A 22,072-nucleotide genomic window follows, 5' to 3' on the forward strand; every position below is an offset into this window, starting at 1 on the left:
CCGCAGGCCGGAAAGCCGCAGGCCGCAAGGCCGCAGGCCGGAAAGCCGCAGGCCGCAAGGCCGCAGGCCGGAAAGCCGCAGGCCGCAAGGCCGCAGGCCGGAAAGCCGCAGGCCGCAAGGCCGCAAGGCCGCAAGGCCGGACCCAGCCGTTGCGGTCACCAGCGGGCGGGCCCCATGGGCCGGGTCGCTCCTGGCGCGCCCGCCGAGGCCGGCGGCGCCTGCCGCTCACCCCGCACTCGTCGTCGGCCCCGGAGCCGCCGTTCAGCCCCGTGTCAGGGACAGCAGTTCTCTCGCCGGGCCCGTCGGGCGGTGGCCCGTCGGCCACACCGCGCGCAGGTCCCGGGCCAGGGCGACGCCCTGGACCGGGACGCGCACCAGTCGCCGCATCGCCAGTTCCTCGCCCACGGCGAGTTCGCTGAGGACCGCCGGTCCGGCGCCGCTCACCACGGCCGCCTTCACCGCCGTCGTGGACGACAGCTCGATCAGCGGCCGGGCCGGTTCGCCCAGCGCGGCGTCCAGCACCTGCCGCGTCCCCGAGCCCTTCTCCCGCAGGATCAGGGCGGTGGCCGCCAGCTCCGGGGCCTCCAGCGGCCGTCGGCGGCGGGCCCACGGGTGGCCGGGCGCCGTCACCACGATGAGCCGGTCGCGGGCGATGACCGCGGAGTCCAGGCCGGGCGGCACGCTCACGCCCTCCACGAACCCCAGGTCCGCCTCGCCGGACAGCAGCCGCTCGGCGACCGTCGCCGAGTTGCCCGCCAGCAGGGACACCGCCGTGTCCGGCCACTGGGCCCGCAGCGCGAGCAGCCAGCCCGGCAGCAGGTACTCGGCGATCGTCATGCTGGCCGCCACCGTCAGGCGCGAGTCGCGCCGGTCGCGCAGCGCCTGCGCCCCCGCGTCGAAGGCCTCGGCCGCCTCGACGATCCGCCGCGCCCAGTCCGTCACCAGCGCCCCGGCGTCCGTGAGCCGGGAGCCGCGCGGCGAACGGTCGACGAGGGCCACGCCCAGCTGGCGTTCCATCGACCGGATCCGGCTGCTGGCCGCCGGCTGGCTGATGCCGACCTCGCGGGCCGCCCCGCCGAGGCTGCCGAGCCGTGCCACCGCCAGCAGCAGTTCCAGCGCCCCGAGGTCCGGCACCCGGTGCGCGAGTGACCCGCCCGGCACGGAACGGGTGCCGGACGGCTCAGCCATATCGCTCATAACCCCAGCTTATGTCCTGATAGAGAGGTGGTCCCTGGTGGCGGGCGTCCGGCCACAGGACGATGAGGACATGGTCACCGCAGTTCCGCTTCCCCCGCGCGCCCGTGCCGTCCGCCACCTCGGGCCCAACTGGTACGCCGCCGTCATGGGCACCGCCGTGGTCGCCACGGCGGGAGCCGGGCTGCCCGGCCGCGTCCCCGGCCTGCGCACCGCCTGCGCCGCCGTCTGGGCGCTGTCCCTCGTGCTCCTGGTGACGCTGCTCGCCGCCCGCGCCCTGCACTGGGCCCACCACCGCGACCAGGCCCGCGCCCACCTCCTCGACCCGGCGACGGTGCCCTTCTACGGATGCCTGGCCATGGCCCTGCTGGCGGTCGGCGGCGGCGCGGTCGCCGTCGGCCGGGACTGGATCGGCGAGCGGAACGCGGTCGCCCTGGACGCGGCGTTGTTCACCGCCGGGACGGCCGTGGGGCTCACGGCCGCCGTCGCCGTTCCCTATCTGATGGCCGTACGCCACGAGACCGGGCCGGGACAGGTCTCGCCCGTGTGGCTGCTGCCCCTCGTCGCGCCCATTGTGTCCGCCGCACTCGGGCCGCGCCTCGTGCCGTACCTGCCCGCCGGCCAGCCCCGCGAGACCCTGCTCCTGGCCTGCTTCGCGATGTTCGGGCTGAGCCTGCTGGCCACCCTGGCCGTGCTGCCCGCCCTGTTCGCCCGGCTGATCAGCGGCGGGCCGCTGCCCCTCGCCCTCACGCCCACGCTGTTCCTGGTGCTCGGGCCGCTCGGGCAGTCGACCACCGCCGTCGGCGCGTTCGCGGACGTGGCGCCCGGCACCGTGGCGGACCCGTACCGTGCGGGGTTCACCGTCCTCGCCGTCCTGTACGGGGTGCCCGTCATGGGCTTCGCGCTGCTGTGGTGCGCCTTCGCCGCCGCCCACGTGGTGCGGGCGCGGCGGCACGGGATGGGGTTCACGATGACGTGGTGGTCCTTCACCTTCCCCGTCGGCACCTGCGTCACCGGGGCCGAGGCGCTGGACCGGCACACCGGGCTGGCCGTGTACGACGGGCTCGCGGTGGCCCTGTACGGCCTCCTCGTCGCCGCCTGGGCCACCGCCGCCGTGCTCACGGCGCGCGGCGTGGTCAGCGGTGAGCTGCTCGCAGGGCCCCGCCCAGCACCGTCGGCGCCTCGGCCAGCGACGGCCCGTACCACGTCAGGTGCCGTCCGCTGACCAGGGCGCAGACCAGCTCCGGGAAGGCCTCGGGGCCGTCGTCGGCCGTGAAGCGGTACGGCTCGTCCGGCAGGACGACGACGTCCGGGGCGGCCGCCCGCAGTTCCTCGACGGGCACGCGGGGGTAGCGGTCGGGGTGGGCCGCGTACAGGTGGTCCACCCCGAGGCGGGAGAGGACGTCACCGGCGAAGGTGTCGCGGCCCAGCACCATCCAGGGCCGGCGCCAGACGGGGACGACCGCGGTCGTGCGGCGCTCCGGCGACGGCAGCGCCGCCCACGTCCGCTCGGCCTCGTCCAGCCAGCGCGGCCGGGCCCGGACACCGCACGCCGCCAGCACCCGGGCCAGCTCTGCGAAGGCCTGCGGGACGTCGCGTACCTCGGTGACCAGAACCTCGACGCCCGCCGTGCGCAGCTCGGCCAGGTCGGGTGCGCGGTTCTCCTCCTCGTTGGCGATCACCAGGTCGGGGGCGAGGGCGACGATCCGCTCGACGTCGGGGTTCTTGGTGCCGCCGACGCGGGCGACGGCCAGGTCCGGCGGGTGCGTACACCAGTCCGTGACGCCGGCCAGGGCCCCCGGCGCCGAGACCGCCACGGCCTCCGTGAGCGACGGGACGAGGGAGACGACCCGGATCACCGACGCGACCGGCCCCGGACCGCCTCGATGTGCTCGGCCACCGCGACGACGATCAGGCGGGTGTCCGCCACCGTGGCCCGCCACCGGTGGCGCACCCCGCCCGTCAGGTAGAGCGTGTCGCCCCGGCCGAGCCGGTAGGCACGGCCCTCCGCCTCGATCTCCACGGCGCCGTCGGCGACGTACATCAACTGGTCGTTGCGGTACTGGAACTCGCGGCCCGCGTCATGGTCCCCGGTGAACTCCTGCGCGTGCATCTGGTGGTGGCCGCGCACCAGGGAGCGCATGCGCGGTTCGGGCCCGGTCTCGACGCCCTCGGCGCGCACGACGTCGACACTGCAGGCCGGGTCCGCGGCGGCGAGGAGCTCGACGGCGGTGGTGCGCAGGGCGTCGGCGACCTTCTCCAGGGAGGTCGGACTCGGCCGCGCCCGGTCGTTCTCGATCTGGCTCAGGAACGGCACGGACAGACCGCTGCGCTGGGCCACGACGGCGAGGGTGAGCTCGAGCGCCCGGCGCCGGCGCCGCACGGCCGCGCCCACTCGCAGGGGCTGGTCCTTGTGGTCGTCCTTGTGGTCGCCCATCTCAGCTCCCTCCTTCGCCTCGTCGGTCCGTGACGGCCATGGTCCTGATGAGTTCTCTGCACCTTACGCATGTTCGGCAAACTGTTTCACCTGCTCGTCACATACCTGTGAGGACGGCGGGCGTGCAACGCGCCACCGCTCCCCGGCGGATGAGTTCCGCGCGTGCTCCCGGCGGACCGCCCCACCGCGGGACCGCCCGGGGCCGAAGAGGCTGACCAGCGGGGCCGGACGGCCCGCGGGCCGCGCCACGTGCGGTCGTCCGCGCTCCCCGCGGATCTCCGGACCGGGGCGACCGCGTGGCGCTCCGTGGTTGGCCGGATCTCAACCGTACGCGCGGACGGTGGCCGGGGCACCGGGATACGACTCATCTCATCACGACTCCTCCTTACAGGGTCCTCCCTTATGACGGCGCCCGCAGTCGGGGCCGCAGGTGGTGGCCGCAGGTGGTGGCCGCGAACCGTGGCCGCAGGTGGTGGCCGCGGGCGGGGGCCGCGGGCGGGGGCTGGCTCGCCATCGGGTGACTGTCGGTGCCGTACGGCATGATGCGAGGCGTGACCGGACGACTGATGCTTCTCGACACCGCCTCCCTCTATTTCCGTGCCTTCTTCGGCGTCCCGGAGTCGGTGAAGGCCCCGGACGGCACGCCGGTGAACGCCGTGCGCGGGCTGCTCGAATTCATCGACCGCCTGGTGCAGGACCACCGCCCCGAGCACCTGGTGGCCTGCATGGACGCCGACTGGCGCCCGCGATGGCGGGTCGACCTCATCCCCTCCTACAAGGCACACCGCGTCGCCGAGGAGCACGAGGCGGGGCCGGACGAGGAGGAGGTGCCGGACACGCTCTCGCCGCAGGTGCCGGTCATCGAGGCGGTCCTGGACGCGCTGGGCGTCGCGCGCGTGGGGGTCGCCGGGTACGAGGCGGACGACGTGATCGGCACGTTCACCGCCCGGGCCGAGGGCCCGGTCGACATCGTCACCGGCGACCGCGACCTCTACCAGCTGGTCGACGACGCGCGCGGGGTGCGGGTGCTGTATCCGCTCAAGGGCGTCGGCTCGCTGCAGCTGACCGACGAGGCGCTGCTGCGCGACAAGTACGGGGTGAGCGGCAGCGGGTACGCGGACCTGGCGCTGCTGCGCGGCGACCCGAGCGACGGCCTGCCGGGCGTGCCCGGCATCGGCGAGAAGACGGCCGCGAAACTGCTCGCCCAGTTCGGCGACCTGGCCGGGATCATGGCCGCGGTGGACGACCCGAAGGCGAAGCTCACGCCGTCGCAGCGGGGGCGGCTCGACGAGGCCCGGCCGTACCTCGCGGTGGCGCCGAAAGTCGTCCGGGTCGCCGCCGACGTACCGCTGCCCGACGTCGACACGACGCTGCCGCGCGCACCGCGGGACCCGGCCGCGCTGGAGGCGCTGGACGCACGCTGGGGACTGGGCGGATCGCTGCGGCGGCTGCTGACGACGCTCGGGTCGTGAGACGGGCGGCGGCGGCCGTTCATCGGGTCCTCACGGAAAGGGTGTTCACTGGACAAAGGTGCTAACTTAGGCAAACCTAAGCTCGGAACAGGGAGGCCTCCATGGCAGATCGACCGGACCGCAGGCCGCGGAAGCCCCGCACCGCTCAGGTCGTCCGTACCCAGCGGCTGACCCCGCACATGCAGCGGGTGGTGCTCGGCGGCGAGGGTCTGGACGGTTTCTCGGCCGACACCTGCACCGACCACTACGTGAAACTGCTGTTCGCGCCGGAGGGCGTGAGCTATCCGGAGCCCTTCGACGTGGAGCGGATCCGGGCGGAGTTGCCGCGGGAGCAGTGGCCGGTCACCCGCACCTACACCGTGCGGGCCTGGGACCCGGTCCACCGCGAGCTGACGCTGGACTTCGTGATCCACGGCGACGAGGGCCTGGCCGGCCCGTGGGCGGCGAACGTGCGCCCGGGCGAGACCGTGCGCTTCCTCGGCCCCGGCGGCGCCTACACCCCCGACCCGGACGCCGACTGGCACCTGTTCGCCGGGGACGAGAGCGCGCTGCCCGCGATCGCCCGGTCCCTGGAGGCGCTGCCCGCCGACGCGACGGCGCACGCCTTCATCGAGGTCTCCGGCCCCGAGGAGGAGCAGAAGATCGACTCCGGCGTGGAGGTCGTCTGGCTGCACCGCGGGGACCGGCCGGTCGGCGAGGCGCTGGTGGAGGCCGTACGGGCGCTCCGGTTCCCCGAGGGCCGGGTGCACGCCTTCGTGCACGGCGAGGCGCACTTCGTGAAGGAGCTGCGGCGTCTGCTGCGGGTCGAGCGGGAGATCGCGCGGGAGGATCTGTCGATCTCCGGCTACTGGCGCCTCGGCCACAACGAGGACGGCTGGCAGGCCTCCAAGCGGGACTGGAACGCGCGCATCGAGGCGGAGCAGGAGGGCGCGCCCGCCGCGTGATCCGTACCCGCAGCGGCCCGTGCCCCCGGCGCGGCGCGGTCCACTCCGTACGGCATACGACGCCTGCTGCCGACGCGGGCAACTCCATACCGCGTGAACGGCACCTGCTGCGGGAAGCGTGACGCTCCGTGCCGTACGCGGGCCGTGCCGCGCGGGACGTCACGCACCGCATACGGGCCCCGCCGCCGGCGCGGGCCACTTCGTGCCGCGGGAGGCCCCTGCCGGCATGGGCCACCCGATACCGGGTGCGGCCCATGCCGTCGGCGCGGGCCACTTCGCGCCGCTTGCCGGCCCTGCCGACGCGCACGCTGCGTGCCGCATGCGGCCCCGCCGCCGGCGCCGCTTCGTGCCGCATGCGGGCCGAGGCCGTGAGCGCCCCGCGAGGGCACCACGCCCGCAGCGCTCCCCCGCCGCCGGCGACCAGCCGAGGGGTGGAGCGCCGCCGCTCATCACGCCAGTCGCCCGGCCAGGCTGCTCGCGCCCGGCTGCTCGCGCCCGGTTGCCCGCGCCCGCCCGTGCCCCCAGGCTGCCGGGATCTCGCCGGCGTCGAGAGCCGCCGATGTCGGCGGGCGGGATGCGGGCGACCCGAGGATCAGTCGCCGCCCGGCTCAGTCGCCCCGCACGCGGGCGTGCAGGTGCATGTCGTGCCAGCCGTCCGCGTGCAGGGCGGCACTGCGCTTGGTTCCCTCCGCGGCGAAGCCGGCCTTCGCGGCCACCCGGCAGGACGCCTCGTTGCGGACCGCGTGCAGCAGTTCCAGGCGGTGGAAGCCGATCTCGTCGAGCGCCCAGTGGGCGAGGGCGGTGGTGGCCCGCGCGGCGACGCCCCGTCCCCGGGCCGGGGCCGCCGTCCAGTACGCCACCTCGGCGGTTCCGTCCGCCAGCCGCAACTCGCGCAGCGCCACCCGCCCGAGCAGCCGGTCGGTGTCCGCGTCGACGACGGCCCACTGGGCGTCCCGCTCCTCGCGCCAGCCCGTCAGCCACTCCTCGATCCAACCGCCTGTCTCCTCCTCGGAGTCGGCGGCCCGGACATGCCACGGGTGCATCAGGGGATCCTGGAAGACCGCGTGGACGGCGGGCGCATCGGCGGCCGTCCAAGGGCGCAGCAGCAGACCGTCGCCGGTGGCGAGGACGGGTTGCGGGGCTCCGGAGAGGGTTCCGGCCGGGAGGACGGGGCTGGTCAGGAAGGGCATGGCCCGCCTCGTGCCAACCGGGCCGGGCGGCTCCAACCGGTTTTCCCCCGCCGTACGCTTGGCCACGATGAGACGTCGTACGCCGCCCCCGCCCTCCCCCCTCCCCCAGCGCGAGGGCGTGGACGCCGTGCGGGTGCGGCTGCCCGCCGGGGGCCCGTGGGCCACGGTGCGCGAGCACCTGGCGGAACGACTCGCGGCGGACGCCGGGGTCGTGGACGGGATGTTCGACGCGGGGCTGGTCGTGGGGGCGGACGGGCGGGCGGTGGCGCCGGACGCGGCGTACGTGCCGGGGATGTTCGTGTGGTTCCACCGGGAGCTGCCCGCCGAGGTGCCGGTGCCGTTCCCGCTGGAGGTGGTGCACCGCGACGAGCACATCGTCGTCGTCGACAAACCGCACTTCCTCGCCACCACCCCGCGCGGCAGTCACGTCACCGAGACGGCGCTCGCGAGGCTGCGCCGGGAGCTGGGGCTGCCCACGCTGGGCGCCGCGCACCGCCTGGACCGGCTCACCGCCGGGCTGGTGCTGTTCACGGTACGGCCCGCCGAACGCGGCGCGTACCAGTCGCTGTTCCGCGACCGCCGGGTGGGCAAGGAGTACGAGGCGGTAGCCCCGTACGATCCCGGCCTGGACCTGCCCAGGACCGTGCGCAGCCGGATCGTGAAGGAGCGGGGGGTGCTCGCGGCCCGTGAGGTGCCGGGCGAACCGAATGCCGTCAGCCGCGTCGAGCTGGTCGAGCACCGCGCGGCCGACGGGCTCGCCCGCTACCGCCTGGTGCCGGCCACCGGGCAGACCCACCAGCTGCGCGTCCACATGAACGCGCTCGGCGTGCCCATCCTCGGCGATCCGCTGTATCCCGAGGTGACCGGCCCGGTGCCGGCCGGTGACTTCCGGCGACCACTGCAACTGCTGGCCCGGACGCTGGAGTTCACCGACCCGGTCACGGGGGCGGAACACCGCTTCCGCAGCGCGCGGACGCTCACCGCCTGGTCCCGCCCGGGCGAGTGGGCCGGCGGGTGACCGCGCCGCCGCCACCGGAACCACCGCAGGCCCCGCGCCGGACGACCGGGGCCGGACGACCGGGGCAGCGCGGCAGGGGCAGCATGGTCGGCCCCCTGGGCGACCACGCCACCCGCAGCCGTCACGGTGAGCAACCCCGAGCAGGCACCGTCGAGTTCGGCGCGCACCGCGGACGCCCGCCCGGCACGGCTCCCACGGCAACCACCCGGCAACCACCCGGCCGGGACGGCGTCGGCGGCGAGGAGTGCGCGCATACGCCGGCCGGAGAATGCCGACCCGTACGACCCGCACGACCCGCCCCCGCCACGCCCGCCGGCGGCTACCCCACCGACGAGTAGGCCACCACACCCCGCAGCAGCTGATCCACCGCCTTGCGCGCGGCCTTCGCCACGGTCGAGCCCTCCCTCGCGGGCGCCGCCGCGGAGATCTGACCCAGCACATCGATCACCTGCTTGCACCACCGCACGAAGTCGCCGGCCGGCATCTCCGCCTCGCGCAGCACCTCGTCCAGGCCCTTGCCCGAGGCCCACATGTAGGCGGCCCAGGCGAACCCGAGATCCGGCTCACGCTGTCCGACGCCCTCGGTCTGCGTGATCCGGAACTCCTCCTCCAGGGCGTCGAGCCGGCCCCAGATGCGGACCATCTCGCCGAGCGCGGCCTTCGCCTTGCCCGAGGGCATCTTGGGCGCCATGGCGTCGTCGCCCACCCGGGACTCGTACACCAGCGCCGAGACGCACGCGGCCAGTTCGGCGGGCGCGAGCCCCTCCCAGACGCCCTCCCGCAGGCACTCGCTCGCCAGCAGGTCCAGCTCGCCGTAGAGGCGGGCGAGCCGCTTGCCGTGCTCGGTGACCTCGTCGGCGCGCAGGTAGTCCAGCTCGGTCAGCAGCGCCACGATCCGGTCGAAGGTCCGCGCGATCGTGTTCGTGCGCCCCTGTATGCGGCGCTCCAGCTGCGAGGTGTCCCGCAGCAGCCGGTGGTACCGCTCGGCCCAGCGCGCATGGTCCTCACGGTCGTTGCAGCCGTGGCACGGATGCGCCCGGATCGCCGTGCGCAGCCGGGCGATCTCGCGGTCGTCGGCGGCCTGGGACCGCTTCTTGCGCGCCCGCTCCGGCGGGATGTGCCCGGCCTTGGTGCGCAGCGCGGAGGCGAGGTCGCGGCGGGACTGCGGCGAGCGCGGGTTGAAGGACTTCGGGATGCGCATCCGCTCCAGCGCCTCGACCGGCACCGGGAAGTCGATCGACGCCAGCCGCTTGACCTGCCGCTCGGCGGTCAGCACCAGCGGGCGCGGGCCGTCGTGGTGGTCGAAGCCGCGGTGGCCGTTGGACCGGCCGGCGGGCAGCCCCGGGTCCAGCACCAGCGCGAGCCCCGCGTACTTGCCCGTCGGCACGTGGATGACGTCGCCCGGCTTGAGCTTCTCCAGCGCGACGGCGGCCTCCGCGCGGCGCTGCGCCGCGCCCTGCCGGACGAGTTCGGTCTCGCGGTCCTTCAGCTCGCGCCGCAGCCGCGCGTACTCCTCGAAGTCGCCGAGGTGGCAGGTCATGGAGGCCTTGTAGCCTTCCAGGCCCTCCTCGTTGCGCTGCACCTGCCGGGAGATCCCGACGACCGACTTGTCGGCCTGGAACTGCGCGAACGACGTCTCCAGCAGTTCGCGCGAGCGGTGCCGGCCGAACTGCTCGACCAGGTTGACCGCCATGTTGTACGACGGCTTGAAGCTGGAGCGCAGCGGGTACGTGCGCGTGCCGGCGAGCCCGGCCAGGTGCTCCGGGCTCATCCCGCGCTGCCACAGCACCACGGCATGGCCCTCGACATCGATGCCGCGGCGGCCCGCGCGGCCGGTCAGCTGGGTGTACTCGCCCGGGGTGATGTCGGCGTGCTGCTCGCCGTTCCACTTGACGAGCTTCTCCAGCACCACCGAGCGGGCGGGCATGTTGATGCCGAGCGCCAGGGTCTCCGTCGCGAACACGGCCTTCACCAGCCCGCGGACGAACAGCTCCTCGACGACCTCCTTGAACGTCGGCAGCATGCCCGCGTGGTGGGCCGCGATGCCGCGCTCCAGGCCCTCCAGCCACTCGTAGTAGCCGAGGACGTGCAGGTCCTCCGGCGGGATCGACGCGGTGCGCTCCTCGACCAGGGCACGGACCTGCTCGCGCGCCTCCTCGTCGTTCAGCCTGAGGCCCGCGTACAGGCACTGCTGCACGGCGGCCTCGCAGGCGGCGCGGCTGAAGATGAAGGTGATCGCGGGCAGCAGGCCCTCGGCGTCGAGCCGCTCGATGACCTCCGGCCGGCCCGGCGTCCACACGCGCGAGCGCTGCCGGCGCTCCCGCTCCCGGTCGGCCTCCCGCATCGCCCGGCCGCGCCGGCGGTCCTGGTACGACGGCCGGGTCGCCTCCATGCGCGCCAGCCGCGTCAGGTCGGGGTTGACGGCCTTCTTGTGGCCCTCGCCCTCCTCGAACAGGTCGTACATCCGGCGTCCGGCGAGCACGTGCTGGAACAGCGGCACGGGCCGGTGCTCGGAGACGATCACCTCGGTGTCGCCGCGGACGGTGTCGAGCCAGTCGCCGAACTCCTCGGCGTTCGACACGGTCGCCGACAGCGACACCAGCGTCACCGACTCGGGGAGATGGATGATCACCTCTTCCCACACCGCGCCGCGGAAGCGGTCGGAGAGGTAGTGCACCTCGTCCATGACCACGTAGCCCAGGCCGAGCAGGGTCTGGGAGCCGGCGTACAGCATGTTCCTGAGCACCTCGGTGGTCATCACGACCACCGGGGCGTCGGAGTTGACGCTGTTGTCGCCGGTGAGCAGGCCGACCTTGTCCGCGCCGTAGCGGCGGCACAGGTCGGCGTACTTCTGGTTCGACAGTGCCTTGATGGGTGTCGTGTAGAAGCACTTCTTGCCCTGTCCCAGGGCGAGGTGGACGGCGAACTCGCCCACGATCGTCTTGCCGGAGCCGGTGGGCGCGGCCACCAGCACACCCTTGCCCGCCTCGAGTGCCTGGCAGGCCTCGATCTGGAAGGGGTCGAGGCCGAAGTCGTACATCTCGCGGAAGGAGGCGAGCGCGGTGGCCTGTTCGGCAGCGCGCCTGCGGGCAGCCGCGTACCGCTCGGCCGGGGAGAGGTCCTCTGTCATCGTGCTTTCGAGCGTACCGGGCCCCACCGACAACAGGACGATCAATATCCGGATCGAGCGCCGGTAAACCTGTGATCCGCGCAGCTCACGGCGCTGCGACCCGCACGGCGCCGGGCACGCAGCGGGCGGTCAGCGGCAGCGGCCCGAGGGGTTCCCCGTCCGCGTACCCGGTGATCCCCTCCGCGGCCAGCTCGATCTTCGCCGCGCGGTGCACGGTGACCTTGGGGTGGTCGACGTGGGTGCCCCGGTAGACCGTCGGGAACACCTTCAGCAGGGTCGCCCGGCCGCAGTCCCCGACCACCGTGACGTCGAACAGCCCGTCGGTGAGGTCGGCGCCGGGGCAGATCCTCATGCCGCCGCCGTACGACGATCCGTTGCCGACCGCCACCAGCGTCGCCTCGACCTCCCGGACCGCGCCGTCGTCCAGGGTGATCCGGTACGGGAAGGGGCGGAAGGCGGCCAGCTCGGCGAGCATGGCGAGGTCGTACTTGAGGCGGCCGGCCGGCCAGTTCATGCGGTTTCCGCGGTCGTTGACGCGGGAGTCGAAGCCGGAGGCGAGGACGGTGCCGAACCAGTGGCCGCCCACCTGCCCGAGGTCGATGTCGCGCAGCTCGGCGCCCTTGAGGGCGCCGGCGATCAGGCGGCCCGCGGCGGCCGGGTCCCGGACCGGCAGGCCGAGGGCGCGGGCCAGGTCGTTGCCGGTGCCGACGGCGACGAGGCCGAGCGGAGTGCGGGTGCCGGCGACGGCCTGGAGGGCCCGGTTCGCCATACCGTCACCGCCGACGGCGACGAGCGCGCCGGTGCCGTCCGCGACGGCGGCACGTGCGCGCGTGAGGGCGTCCGCGGCGCTCTCACCGACGACGGTACGCACCGAGAAGCCGGCCGCCCGCAACGCGGAAGCGGCCGGCTGCGCCGCGCGGGCGCCCCGGCCGCGGCCCGCGGTGGGGTTGACGAAGAGGGTGATCTCGCTGGTCACGGACTGACCCTACGAGGTGTCCCGGGGTTCGTCAGGTCACGTCGTCATAACCGTTCACGCGCTCGGTGCTCGCCTGCTCGGGCAGGGTGCGGCCGGCGGAGACGGGCTCGATCTCACCGATGTCCTCTGGGGTGAGGTCCAGCTCCGACGCCTCGTCGTCGGCGGGGCCCTCGGCCTCGCGGCGGCGCCTGCGTCCGTCGTTGAGCAGCGAGAAGACGACCGCGCCGAAGTACAGCACCCAGATCGGCCCGGCCAGGGCCAGCATCGTGAGCGGGTCCGTGCTCGGCGTCGCGATCGCGGCGAACACGGTGATGCCCATGATCATGCCGCGCCACCAGCCGAGCATGCGCTTGCCCGTCAGCACCCCGGTGAGGTTGAGCATGATCAGCAGCAGCGGCAGCTCGAAGGAGAGGCCGAACACGAGCACCATGCGCGTGACGAGGTCGAGCAGGTCGTCGAGCGGCAGCAGGTTGTTGACGCCGTTGGGCGTGAAGCCGATCAGGACCTTCGCCGTGGTCGGCAGCACCTTGTAGGCGAAGTAGGCGCCGCCGAGGAAGAGCGGCACGCCCGTGCCGACGAACGCGTAGGCGTACTTCCGCTCGTGCCGGTGCAGGCCGGGGGCGACGAAGGCCCACAGCTGGTACAGCCACACCGGGGAGGCCAGCACCACGCCGGCCATCAGGGACACCTTCAGCGCCAGCGTGAACGGCGTGAGCAGACCGTTGATGGTGATCTGCGCGCACTGCTGGGACTTGTCCGAGGAGCTGGCCAGCTGCTCGAAGGTCTTGCCGCAGCCGACCGAGTCCAGCACCGGCTTGGTGATGACGTTGACTATGTCGTTGTAGAAGAAGGCGGCCACGGCGGTGACGACGACGATGGCCAGCATGGCCTTCGCGAGCCGGTTGCGGAGCTCACGCAGGTGATCCGCGAGGGGCATCCGCCCCTCGGGGTCCTTCTCCTTCTTGCGGGCAGACTTGAGCAACCCACGTCCTCATCTCGTGCGGCGGGCCGGGGGTCTCCGGCCCTGCATCATCAGGCCTTGGTGGAGTCCGTCGGCTCGGTGACCGGGCGGGCGCTGGTCACATCGCCGGGGGCGGCCTGGATGGTGCGCTGCGCGGGGGGCTGCTCGCCGGTGTTCGGCGGACCGGCCGGGGTGGCCGTGGAGCTGCCCTCTTCCTTCATCGCCTTCGCCTCGCTCTTGAGGATGCGGGCGGACTTGCCGAGCGAGCGCGCCATGTCGGGAAGCTTCTTCGCGCCGAACAGCAGGATGATGACGACGAGGATGAGAATGATCTCGGGGGCGCCGAGCCTTCCGAACATAAGTCTTTACCTTCTCACCGAGGCGGCTGGGGGTGGGGTGCTGTCCGACCGGTCGGACAGGTGTCCGAGCAGCCGTGCTGCCAGCGATCGTAACGCTCGGGGGTGAACGTGAGGCAATCCCCGTGCGTACTCCCGTCCGCGGTCCGGGCCTCGTTCTCCGGGCCGCGATCAGCAGCGTACCCGCCGCCCCCGTCGCGGCGACAGGCCGAAATCGCCCAAAACGCCTCGGCGCGCCGGACTTACAGACTTCTCACCCCAGGACTCACAGCGAGTCCACAGCCCGCGCCGCGCTCAGCGACGCCCGCTCCAGATCCTCGGCGGCACGGTTGATGCGGTGCGCGGAGTCCGCCACCTGCCGCCCCAGCCGCTGTGCCTCCATAAACACCCGCACGGCGAGCACACCCAGAACGGCGAGACCCGCAAAACCCACGGCTACCGCGAACATCGGCCAGAACATGACGTCGATCCCAAGGGTCTACAGGGCGGAGTGGAGGCGCAGGGTCTTCACGCCGCCGCCGGTCAGCAGCTCGACGATGCGCTCCCCGGCCGGCTTGCGGACCGCGGCGCCGCAGTCCGGGCAGGTGAAGGAGTAGAAGGTGGTGCGGCTGGTGGCGCCTATGGCCAGGCGCAGGGCTCCCGCGGTGAGTTCGAAGCTGCCCCGGCAGTCCGGGCAGCAGGCTCGGAACACCACCGGGGACACGCTGCGCATCCCGGCGAAGGCGGACGCCACCGACACGCTGCGCACCTCGAACGTGGATGACTCGCTCACAGCCCCTGCTCCTGCCTGTCGTACTGACCGTCGTGAACCACGCGACCCGCCAGGTCCCCGGCGCCGCCCGGCCAGTGAGCCGCCCGGCCGGCCGGAACCCGGTCCGCCGCCCCGTCGTACGCCGCCAACGCCTCGCGCGCCGCCTGCCGGGCGCTGTCGGCGAGGTCGCGCGGCGACACGATCCGGCCGTCCCGCCCGAGCCGCAGCGCCAGACGCCGCAGCGACGCGGGATCAGGGGTCCGCAGGGTGATACGCAGCCCGCCGTCCGGAAGCTCATCGGCACTGTCGTGCGGGTAGTACTCGGCGACCCACCGGCCGCCCGGGCCGACCTCGACGACGACCTCAGGATCCTCGGCGGCCGGCTGCACCAGCCCCTCCGACAGGTCCCGCAGCTCCACCTCCGGCGGCGCGGACGGCTCGTCCAGGATCCTGATCTCGGCAACCCGGTCGAGCCGGAAGGTACGGCGCGCCTCGGAGCGCCGGCACCAGGCCTCCACGTACGTGTGCCCCACGCTGACCAGGCGGATCGGGTCGATCTCGCGCTCGGTGACCTCGTCACGGGCCGGAGAGTAGTAGCGGATCCACAGCCGGCGGCGCTCGGAGATCGCCCGGTCGACGTCCGCGAAGACGCCGCCCTCCGACTCGAACGTCACCGACAGCCGGGAGCTGGCGCCGGCCGCCTCACCGGCCGCGGTCTCCACCTTCGCCGTCGCCCGCAGCAGCGCCTGCCGGTCGCTCTCCCGCAGGCCCGGCAGGGTGGCCACGGCCCGCGCGGCCACCAGCAGGGCGGTGGCCTCGTCGGCGGCCAGCCGCAGCGGCTCGGCCGCCTCCGCCGCGAGGGCGGCCGGGTTGTGCCACCAGATGCGCTCGCCGTCGGTGTCGATGTCGAGCAGATCGCCGCCGCGGAAGCTGGTGCCGCACATGGGCAGCACGTCCAGGTCCGAGACCAGCTCGTCCTCGGTGATGCCGAAGGCGCGCGCGACGTCCTCGATCCGCGCCCCGGGACGCTCCTTGAGATACGTCACCAGGGACAGCATCCGCCTGGTCTGGTCGATGGCGTTGACGGGCCTGACCGGTTTGCCTGCCACTGTCCTCGTCCGCTCCCCCTCAGCCCCTGGCCACGGCACGCAGCCGGTCCACCACGTCCGCCCGCAGCTCGGCGGGCTCCACAACCACCACGTCCGGACCGAACTCCACCAGCCAGGCATCCAGCCCGTGCCCGTACGGAATCTCCAACTCGTCCCACCCGTCGCCGAGTTCCCGGACGGACGTGGCTTTCGCCCGAAGGGGGTACCCGGCGCCCGAGCGCAGCCGGATCCGCGCACTGCGGTCGGCGGTCTCCCCCGCCCAGCTCGCGACGGTCTCCCGGACGGTGACGACATCGGGCACCGGCGCGGTGAACCGGCCGCTGCGGCTGCGCACCTTCCCGGTGATCCGGGACAGCCGGAAGACCCGCTCGGCGCCCCGGTCCCGGTCCCAGCCCGCCAGGTACCAGTGACCGCGCCAGCACTCCAGCGCCCACGGCTCCACCTGCCGCGGCTCGGGACGGGCGGCGGTGGCCTTGCGGTAGTCGAAGACGACCGGGCGACGGTCACGGCAGGCCAGCATCAGAGGCTCGAACGCGGCCTCGTGCACCGGGATGCGCGGCTCCAGGGCCCCGTGCGCCTCGTACGGGTCCACCTCCTCGGGCAGTCCCGCCGCGCGCAGCTTCTGCAGCGCCCCGCTGGCCGCGCCGGCGAGCCGGGCCTGCTGCCACACCTTCGCGGCGAGCCCCAGGGCCGCGGCCTCCTCGGCGTCGAGGGTGATGGGGGGCAGGCGGTTGCTGTCACGGCGCGCGACGTAGCCGATCTCGCCGTCGAGGTTCTCCACCGTCTCGATGACGAGTCCGAGTTCGCGCAGGTCGTCCTTGTCCCGCTCGAACATCCGGCTGAAGGCGTCCTCCGAACCGGCTTCCAGATAGGCCTCGATGGACTCACGCAGCTCGCGCTTGCTGAGCGGCCGCCGCGTCCCGAGCAGACACAGCGCCAGGTTCATCAGCCGCTCGGCCTTGGCAATGGCCATCGACGCCCTTCGCCTCCCTATGGTGCTTGACGACGACGACCGTACCGCCCCGAAGTAGCGTGGCAAAAGCCGAGGGTCCCCGCCCGCGCGGGCAGCGACCCTCGGCCCGTCGTGTCCGGTCCGGCGGCGGTCAGACCGCGATCAGGTCCACCACGAAGATCAGCGTCTCACCGGGCTTGATCGCCGGGGTCGGGCTCTGGTTGCCGTAGGCCAGGTGGGCCGGGATGGTCAGCTGGCGCCGGCCGCCGACCTTCATGCCCTGCACGCCCAGGTCCCAGCCCTTGATGACACGGCCGCCGCCCAGCGGGAAGCGGAACGGGGTACCGCGGTTCCAGCTGGCGTCGAACTCCTCACCGGTGCTGAACGCCACGCCCACGTAGTGGACGGTGACGGTCTGGCCCGCCTGCGCGACCGCGCCGTCGCCCTCCCAGATGTCCTTGATCTCGAGGTCCGCCGGGGGCTCGCCGCCCGGGAAGTCGATCTCGGGCTTCTCGATGCTCACGTCTTAGCTCCTGCTGGTCTGCGGAAAGGCAACACGCACAGTCTTACATCCCCGGAGGGTCACATCTTCGCCAGGATGTCGACGGAGAAGACCAGCGTGGAGCCCTTCTTGATGGCTCCGCCGCTCGGCGGCTTGTCCCCGTACCCCAGCGAAGGCGGCACGACGACGAGGACCCGACTGCCCACCTTCTTGCCCGTCACACCCTGCGCGAGCCCCTTGACGACCTGCTGCATCTGCTGGATCGAGAACTGACTGAGCCGCCCCTGCGCGTACGTCGACTCGAACTCCTTGCCGGACTCCCAGACCATCCCCCGGAACTGGCACAGGACGGCCTCGCTCTCCTTGACCGCCTCGCCGTCGCCCTCCAGGACATAGGCGGACACCAGCTTCTTCGGCGCGGCCGTCTTGGGGATGTCGATGGCGGGGGCCTTGCCGTCGGTGTTGGTGCCGACCTTGGGCAGGGCCGCGTCGTTCTGCGCGACCGGCTTGCCCTTGGCGGAGCTCTTGGCGTTGAAGGTGGCCAGCAGGTCGACGACGAAGACCAGGGTGTCGGTGCCCTTGATGCCCGCCTGCGCGTTGCCCTGCGTGCCGTAACCCCAGGTCGGCGGGACGGCCATGAGGACCCGGCTGCCGACCTTCTTGCCGGCCAGGCCGTAGCGCCAGCCGTCGATGATGCTGCCCTGGGCGAGCTGCAGCAGCAGCGGGGTGCCCCGGTCGTAGGAGTTGTCGAAGACCTTCGCCGTGCTCCAGATCTGACCGAGGTAGTCCGCCTGGATGAAGTCGTTCTCCGCCACCGTCTGGCCGCTGCCGGTGATGACCGCGCGGACCGCGAGGTTCTTCGACGGGTCGCCGCTGCCCTTGGCGACGGTCGGCTTGGTGCCGAACTTCGTGCCCGCCGTGATCGCCGGCAGCGGACCGTCGACGATCTTCGGCGGCGGCGCCGCGGAGGCGGCCGAGGCGGAGGGCGACGCGCCGGCCTTGCTCGAGTTGGACGAGTCGTCGCCGCACCCGGCGAGCGTGACCAGTCCTGCGGGTACGGCGATCAGTAGGGAGCGTCGGCGCACGGTGAAGGCCTCGTATCGGTCGATCTTGTTGATGGCGTGCGCGCAACTCTACGGCGTGCCAAGGGCGCCGCACGGAAAACGTACGGCGCCCGTGTGGCGTCGCGGTCTTCGTCCGCGACGCATTGCTCACATTCCGGCGATCAGTTTCTCCACCCGGTCGTCCACGGAACGGAACGGGTCCTTGCACAGCACCGTGCGCTGCGCCTGGTCGTTGAGCTTGAGGTGAACCCAGTCGACGGTGAAGTCCCGGCGCTGTTCCTGGGCCCTGCGGATGAAGTCGCCGCGCAGCCGGGCCCGAGTGGTCTGCGGCGGAACGGACTTGCCCTCGAAGATCTTCAGGTCATTGCAGACACGGGTTGCCTGCCCCTTCTTCTCGAGCAGGTAGTACAGGCCACGACGGCGATGGATGTCGTGGTAGGCGAGGTCTATCTGCGCGACCCGCGGATGCGACATGGTCATGTTGTGCTTGGCCCGGTACCGCTCGATCAGCTTGTACTTGATGACCCAGTCGATCTCGGTGCCGATGCGGTCCAGGTCCTCCGACTCGATGGCGTCCAGCGTGCGGCCCCACAGCTCCAGCACCCGCTCCACGGTGCCGGTACGGATGCCGCGCCGCTCGCAGAAGTCCACGGCCTTCTCGTAGTACTCGCGCTGCACCTCCAGCGCGGAGGCCTCCCGGCCGCTGGCCAGGCGCACCTTGCGCCGGCCCGTGATGTCGTGGCTGACCTCGCGGATCGCCCGGATGGGGTTCTCCAGGGTCAGGTCACGCATCACCGTGCCCGCCTCGATCATGCGCAGCACCAGGTCGGTGGCCCCGACCTTCAGCAGCATGGTCGTCTCGGACATGTTCGAGTCGCCCACGATGACGTGCAGACGGCGGTAGCGCTCGGCGTCCGCGTGCGGCTCGTCCCGCGTGTTGATGATCGGCCTCGAACGCGTCGTGGCCGAGGAGACGCCCTCCCAGATGTGCTCGGCCCGCTGGCTGACGCAGTACACCGCACCGCGCGGCGTCTGCAGCACCTTGCCGGCACCGCACAGGAGCTGGCGGGTGACCAGGAACGGGATGAGGATGTCCGCGAGCCGGGAGAACTCCCCGTGCCGGGCGACCAGATAGTTCTCGTGGCAGCCGTAGGAGTTGCCCGCCGAATCGGTGTTGTTCTTGAAGAGGTAGACGTCGCCCGCGATTCCTTCCTCGTGCAGGCGTCGTTCGGCGTCCACCAGGAGTCCCTCGAGAATGCGTTCGCCGGCCTTGTCGTGGGTGACCAGTTCGATCACATTGTCACATTCGGGTGTCGCGTATTCCGGATGTGAGCCCACGTCGAGATAAAGGCGGGCGCCGTTTCGCAGAAAGACATTGCTGCTGCGGCCCCATGACACGACACGGCGGAAGAGGTACCGCGCCACCTCGTCAGGCGACAGGCGGCGCTGTCCCCTGAACGTGCACGTGACGCCGTACTCGTTCTCCAGCCCGAAAATGCGGCGGTCCATGACTGAACATTACGCCCGATCCCCTGAGCTGAAACGGGGTTCGACAGCACGGTTTGGATCATTTTCAGCTGAAGCCGCAACGACCGCCCGCCCCACGGGCCCCGTCAGAAGCCCCCTCGTGACCAGCAGAACCAGCAACGACACTCCCCCGGCGGCACCCGGTACGGCGAACCCCCACAGGGCCCCGCCCGCCTCGACGACCGGACCCGCGACCCCCGTCCCGACCGACGCTCCCACCGTGAACGTCGTCACCAGCCAGGAGAACGCCTCGGTGAGCGTCCCGCCCGGCGCGTGCCGGTCGACCAGGACGAACGCGCAGGCGATCGCGGGCGCCAGGAACACCCCCGCCAGAACGGTGAGCAGCACCATGGCGACCGCGCCCGGCATCAGCATCAGCGGCAGGTAGCACACCGCCAGCAGGGCCACGATCCCCTGCAGCCGGCGCGCCGGCTCCCCCGTCCACCGCCGCGCGCCGTACACCGTGCCGCCCAGCAGCGCGCCGAGCCCCAGGGCCGCCATCAGCCAGCCGTACACCGCGTCACCGCCGTGACCGTCCGCGTACGGCACGCAGGCCACCGTGATGGAACCCAGCGCGATGCCGACGAACAGGAACGCGCCCAGCAGCACCAGCAGACCGGGCGAGCGCAGGGCACCCAGCCAGTGGGCCTCCCGCGGCGCCGAGCGCCACGCACGCGAGGGCGGCGAGCAGACCACGGACAGGGCGCCGAGGACGCCCACCGCGTTCAGCGCCAGCAGGGCTGCCCGCTCCGACCAGAGCGACACGCACAGGGTCACCAGCAGCGGACCGACGGTGAACAGGACCTCCTGCGCCACGGCGTCCAGCGCGTAGGCCGTGTGCACCTGCTCCTCGCGCCGCAGCACGGACGGCCACAGGGCCCGCAGACCGCCCTCCAGCGGCGGGGTGAACAGGCCCGCCGCCGCGACGGCCGCGCAGGCGAACGGCAGCGGATCGGTGCCCGAGAAGGCGAACGCGCCCATCGCCAGGGCCGACACGACGGCCGCCGGCAGCTGCACCCGCGGCTGGCCGTACAGATCCACCAGCCGGCCCAGCACCGGCTGCCCGACGGCGTTGGCGACGCCGTACACCGCCGCCAGGACGCCCGCCAGGCTGTACGTACCGCCCTCGGCGCGCACGAACAGCACCAGGGCGATCGCGGCGGTCGCGTTGGGCAGACGGCCCACCAGCGTGCCCGTCAGCAGGCGGGCCGCGTGCTTCGCCCTGAGGATCTCCAGGTATCCCGCGGCCATGCGCAGCCTCCAAGTGTTACGTATAACTACGGTGCCCATACGTACCATGTCCGCTGTTCACCCGTCCAGACGGCAGCCGGCCGGAGCGAGCCGGCCGGCCCGCCGGAGACGAACGGACAACCGGACAGACCGGACGAAGAGGAGCGGACCCACGGTGGCACCCAGCAGCACCCGCCCGACCAGCCGTGACGTCGCACAGCGAGCCGGGGTCTCCCAGGCGGCCGTCTCCCTCGTCCTCGGCGACAAATGGCGCGGCCGCGTCTCCGAACCCACCGCCGAGCGGGTACGACAGGCCGCACGCGACCTCGGCTACCGCCCCAACCTCGCCGCCCGCAACCTGCGCCTGGGCCGAACCCGCACGGTCCTCCTCGTCGTACCCGTCCTGACCACCGAGTTCTTCGCCGGCGTCTACACCGGCGCCGCCCGCGTCGCCGCCGGCCACGGCTTCGGCGTCGTCCTCTACCCGTCCCCCGAAGGAAGGACCCTGCGGGCGGCCCCCATCCCCGACCCCTTCGCCTCCGCCCAGGCCGCCGTGGACGGCGTCATCGCCTCCTCCATGACCGCCGACGCCCTCACCGCCATCCGCGGCGACCAACTGCCCCTCGTGATGCTCGACAGCGACCCCGCCGGCAACCTCGGCGCGGCCACCGTCAACCTGGACATCGCCGACGGCGTCCGCCGGATCGCCGAACACCTCCTCGGCCTCGGCCACCGCCGCTTCCTGCACCTGGCCGCCGACGTACCCTCCTGGACCTTCGAGGTCCGCGCGCGCGAACTCGCCGCCCGCGTCCGCGCCGTCCCCGGCACCACCCTGCACACCGCCCGCGCGCCCATCTCCATCGACGCCGCCCGGACCGCCGCCGAGGCCGCCCTGTCCCGGCCCGGCCCCCGGCCCACGGCACTCGTCTGCGACGACGACAAAATGGCGGCCGGCGCCTACAAGGCCCTGCGACGACTCGGCCTGCGCGTCCCCGACGACGTCTCCGTCACCGGCATGGACGACCTCGCCCTGGCCACCGCCCTCGACCCGGAACTGACCACCGTCCGCCTGGACGCCGAACTGTTCGGGGAACACGGCATGCGAGCGCTCCTGGCCGTACTGGAGGGCCGCGCACCGGAAGCAGGAGACATCCCCGTCGAACTCGTCGTCCGGGGCTCCACGGCGCCGCCGAGCACCTCCTGAACGCCCTGTGCCCCGGCCGCAGGAGCGGCCGGGGCACACGAGGAACGGGACGGGG

At 73.0% G+C, this 22,072-nt stretch carries 21 protein-coding genes; 5 read left to right on the forward strand and 16 right to left on the reverse strand.

Going from position 1 to position 22,072, the window contains the following annotated elements; translation table 11 throughout:
* Positions 1-261: 261 nt before the first annotated feature.
* Positions 262-1,197: a LysR family transcriptional regulator gene (locus tag AB0G63_RS20545; RefSeq protein ID WP_360752057.1), complete on the reverse strand. Its 936-nt coding sequence runs from the start codon at positions 1,195-1,197 to the stop codon at positions 262-264.
* Positions 1,198-1,267: 70 nt separating this feature from the next.
* Between AB0G63_RS20545 and AB0G63_RS20550 the strand changes: the two genes are divergently transcribed.
* Positions 1,268-2,419: a TDT family transporter gene (locus AB0G63_RS20550; RefSeq protein ID WP_360752059.1), complete on the forward strand. Its 1,152-nt coding sequence runs from the start codon at positions 1,268-1,270 to the stop codon at positions 2,417-2,419.
* Here AB0G63_RS20550 and AB0G63_RS20555 read toward each other — a convergent pair.
* Complete coding sequence (locus AB0G63_RS20555) at positions 2,331-3,050, reverse strand: helical backbone metal receptor (protein ID WP_360752222.1); 720 nt, start codon at positions 3,048-3,050, stop codon at positions 2,331-2,333. The genes AB0G63_RS20550 and AB0G63_RS20555 overlap by 89 nt on opposite strands.
* Positions 3,050-3,631 (reverse strand): XRE family transcriptional regulator, encoded by a 582-nt coding sequence (locus AB0G63_RS20560; RefSeq protein WP_324788726.1) that lies wholly within the window; start codon positions 3,629-3,631, stop codon positions 3,050-3,052. The genes AB0G63_RS20555 and AB0G63_RS20560 overlap by 1 nt, the downstream gene beginning before the upstream one ends.
* Before the next feature lie 527 nt (positions 3,632-4,158).
* Between AB0G63_RS20560 and AB0G63_RS20565 the strand changes: the two genes are divergently transcribed.
* Complete coding sequence (locus AB0G63_RS20565; protein WP_360752062.1) at positions 4,159-5,103, forward strand: 5'-3' exonuclease; 945 nt, start codon at positions 4,159-4,161, stop codon at positions 5,101-5,103.
* 101 nt (positions 5,104-5,204) lie between these two features.
* On the forward strand, positions 5,205-6,047 hold the full coding sequence (locus AB0G63_RS20570) for a siderophore-interacting protein (RefSeq protein ID WP_360752065.1): 843 nt from the start codon (positions 5,205-5,207) through the stop codon (positions 6,045-6,047).
* Between the two features lie 608 nt (positions 6,048-6,655).
* On the opposite strand, the gene AB0G63_RS20575 is transcribed toward AB0G63_RS20570, so the two are convergent.
* Positions 6,656-7,237: a GNAT family N-acetyltransferase gene (locus AB0G63_RS20575; RefSeq protein WP_360752067.1), complete on the reverse strand. Its 582-nt coding sequence runs from the start codon at positions 7,235-7,237 to the stop codon at positions 6,656-6,658.
* Positions 7,238-7,304: 67 nt separating this feature from the next.
* Here AB0G63_RS20575 and AB0G63_RS20580 point away from each other — a divergent pair, with 67 nt between their 5' ends.
* Positions 7,305-8,255 (forward strand): RluA family pseudouridine synthase, encoded by a 951-nt coding sequence (locus tag AB0G63_RS20580; RefSeq protein WP_360752070.1) that lies wholly within the window; start codon positions 7,305-7,307, stop codon positions 8,253-8,255.
* A gap of 319 nt (positions 8,256-8,574) precedes the next feature.
* Here the strand turns inward: AB0G63_RS20580 and AB0G63_RS20585 are convergent, their stop codons facing one another.
* The 12 genes from AB0G63_RS20585 to AB0G63_RS20640 all read right to left on the reverse strand — a co-directional run bounded on the left by AB0G63_RS20585 (position 8,575) and on the right by AB0G63_RS20640 (position 20,834).
* Entirely contained in the window at positions 8,575-11,385 is a 2,811-nt protein-coding gene (locus AB0G63_RS20585) for a DEAD/DEAH box helicase (protein WP_360752072.1), read from the reverse strand.
* A gap of 85 nt (positions 11,386-11,470) precedes the next feature.
* Entirely contained in the window at positions 11,471-12,361 is an 891-nt protein-coding gene (locus AB0G63_RS20590) for a diacylglycerol kinase (protein ID WP_360752075.1), read from the reverse strand.
* Positions 12,362-12,392: 31 nt separating this feature from the next.
* Positions 12,393-13,343, reverse strand: a complete 951-nt coding sequence (gene tatC, locus AB0G63_RS20595; protein WP_360752077.1) for a twin-arginine translocase subunit TatC — start codon at positions 13,341-13,343, stop codon at positions 12,393-12,395.
* Between the two features lie 50 nt (positions 13,344-13,393).
* Positions 13,394-13,681, reverse strand: coding sequence for a Sec-independent protein translocase subunit TatA (gene tatA, locus AB0G63_RS20600; RefSeq protein ID WP_360752079.1), 288 nt, complete (start codon positions 13,679-13,681; stop codon positions 13,394-13,396).
* A gap of 262 nt (positions 13,682-13,943) precedes the next feature.
* Complete coding sequence (locus AB0G63_RS20605) at positions 13,944-14,138, reverse strand: hypothetical protein (RefSeq protein ID WP_360752081.1); 195 nt, start codon at positions 14,136-14,138, stop codon at positions 13,944-13,946.
* An 18-nt stretch (positions 14,139-14,156) separates the two neighbouring features.
* Positions 14,157-14,450, reverse strand: a complete 294-nt coding sequence (locus AB0G63_RS20610) for a hypothetical protein (protein WP_360752083.1) — start codon at positions 14,448-14,450, stop codon at positions 14,157-14,159.
* Entirely contained in the window at positions 14,447-15,538 is a 1,092-nt protein-coding gene (locus AB0G63_RS20615) for a WYL domain-containing protein (RefSeq protein WP_360752086.1), read from the reverse strand. Before AB0G63_RS20615 ends, AB0G63_RS20610 begins: the two co-directional genes overlap by 4 nt.
* Before the next feature lie 19 nt (positions 15,539-15,557).
* A complete protein-coding gene (locus tag AB0G63_RS20620) occupies positions 15,558-16,511 on the reverse strand; it encodes a WYL domain-containing protein (protein WP_360752088.1) in 954 nt (317 codons plus the stop codon).
* 130 nt (positions 16,512-16,641) lie between these two features.
* Positions 16,642-17,013 carry an FKBP-type peptidyl-prolyl cis-trans isomerase gene (locus tag AB0G63_RS20625; protein ID WP_324788739.1) on the reverse strand — a complete coding sequence of 124 codons (372 nt, stop codon included), beginning with the start codon at positions 17,011-17,013 and terminating at the stop codon, positions 16,642-16,644.
* A 59-nt stretch (positions 17,014-17,072) separates the two neighbouring features.
* On the reverse strand, positions 17,073-18,077 hold the full coding sequence (locus tag AB0G63_RS20630; protein WP_360752090.1) for an FKBP-type peptidyl-prolyl cis-trans isomerase: 1,005 nt from the start codon (positions 18,075-18,077) through the stop codon (positions 17,073-17,075).
* A gap of 126 nt (positions 18,078-18,203) precedes the next feature.
* Entirely contained in the window at positions 18,204-19,565 is a 1,362-nt protein-coding gene (pafA, locus tag AB0G63_RS20635; protein WP_360752092.1) for a Pup--protein ligase, read from the reverse strand.
* A gap of 9 nt (positions 19,566-19,574) precedes the next feature.
* A complete protein-coding gene (locus AB0G63_RS20640) occupies positions 19,575-20,834 on the reverse strand; it encodes an MFS transporter (RefSeq protein ID WP_360752095.1) in 1,260 nt (419 codons plus the stop codon).
* 154 nt (positions 20,835-20,988) lie between these two features.
* Here AB0G63_RS20640 and AB0G63_RS20645 point away from each other — a divergent pair, with 154 nt between their 5' ends.
* Positions 20,989-22,017, forward strand: coding sequence for a LacI family DNA-binding transcriptional regulator (locus tag AB0G63_RS20645; RefSeq protein ID WP_360752098.1), 1,029 nt, complete (start codon positions 20,989-20,991; stop codon positions 22,015-22,017).
* The last annotated feature ends 55 nt before the right edge of the window (positions 22,018-22,072 follow it).

The sequence above is a fragment of the Streptomyces sp. NPDC020996 genome, from assembly GCF_040641355.1.
Classification (GTDB): Bacteria; Actinomycetota; Actinomycetes; order Streptomycetales; family Streptomycetaceae; genus Streptomyces.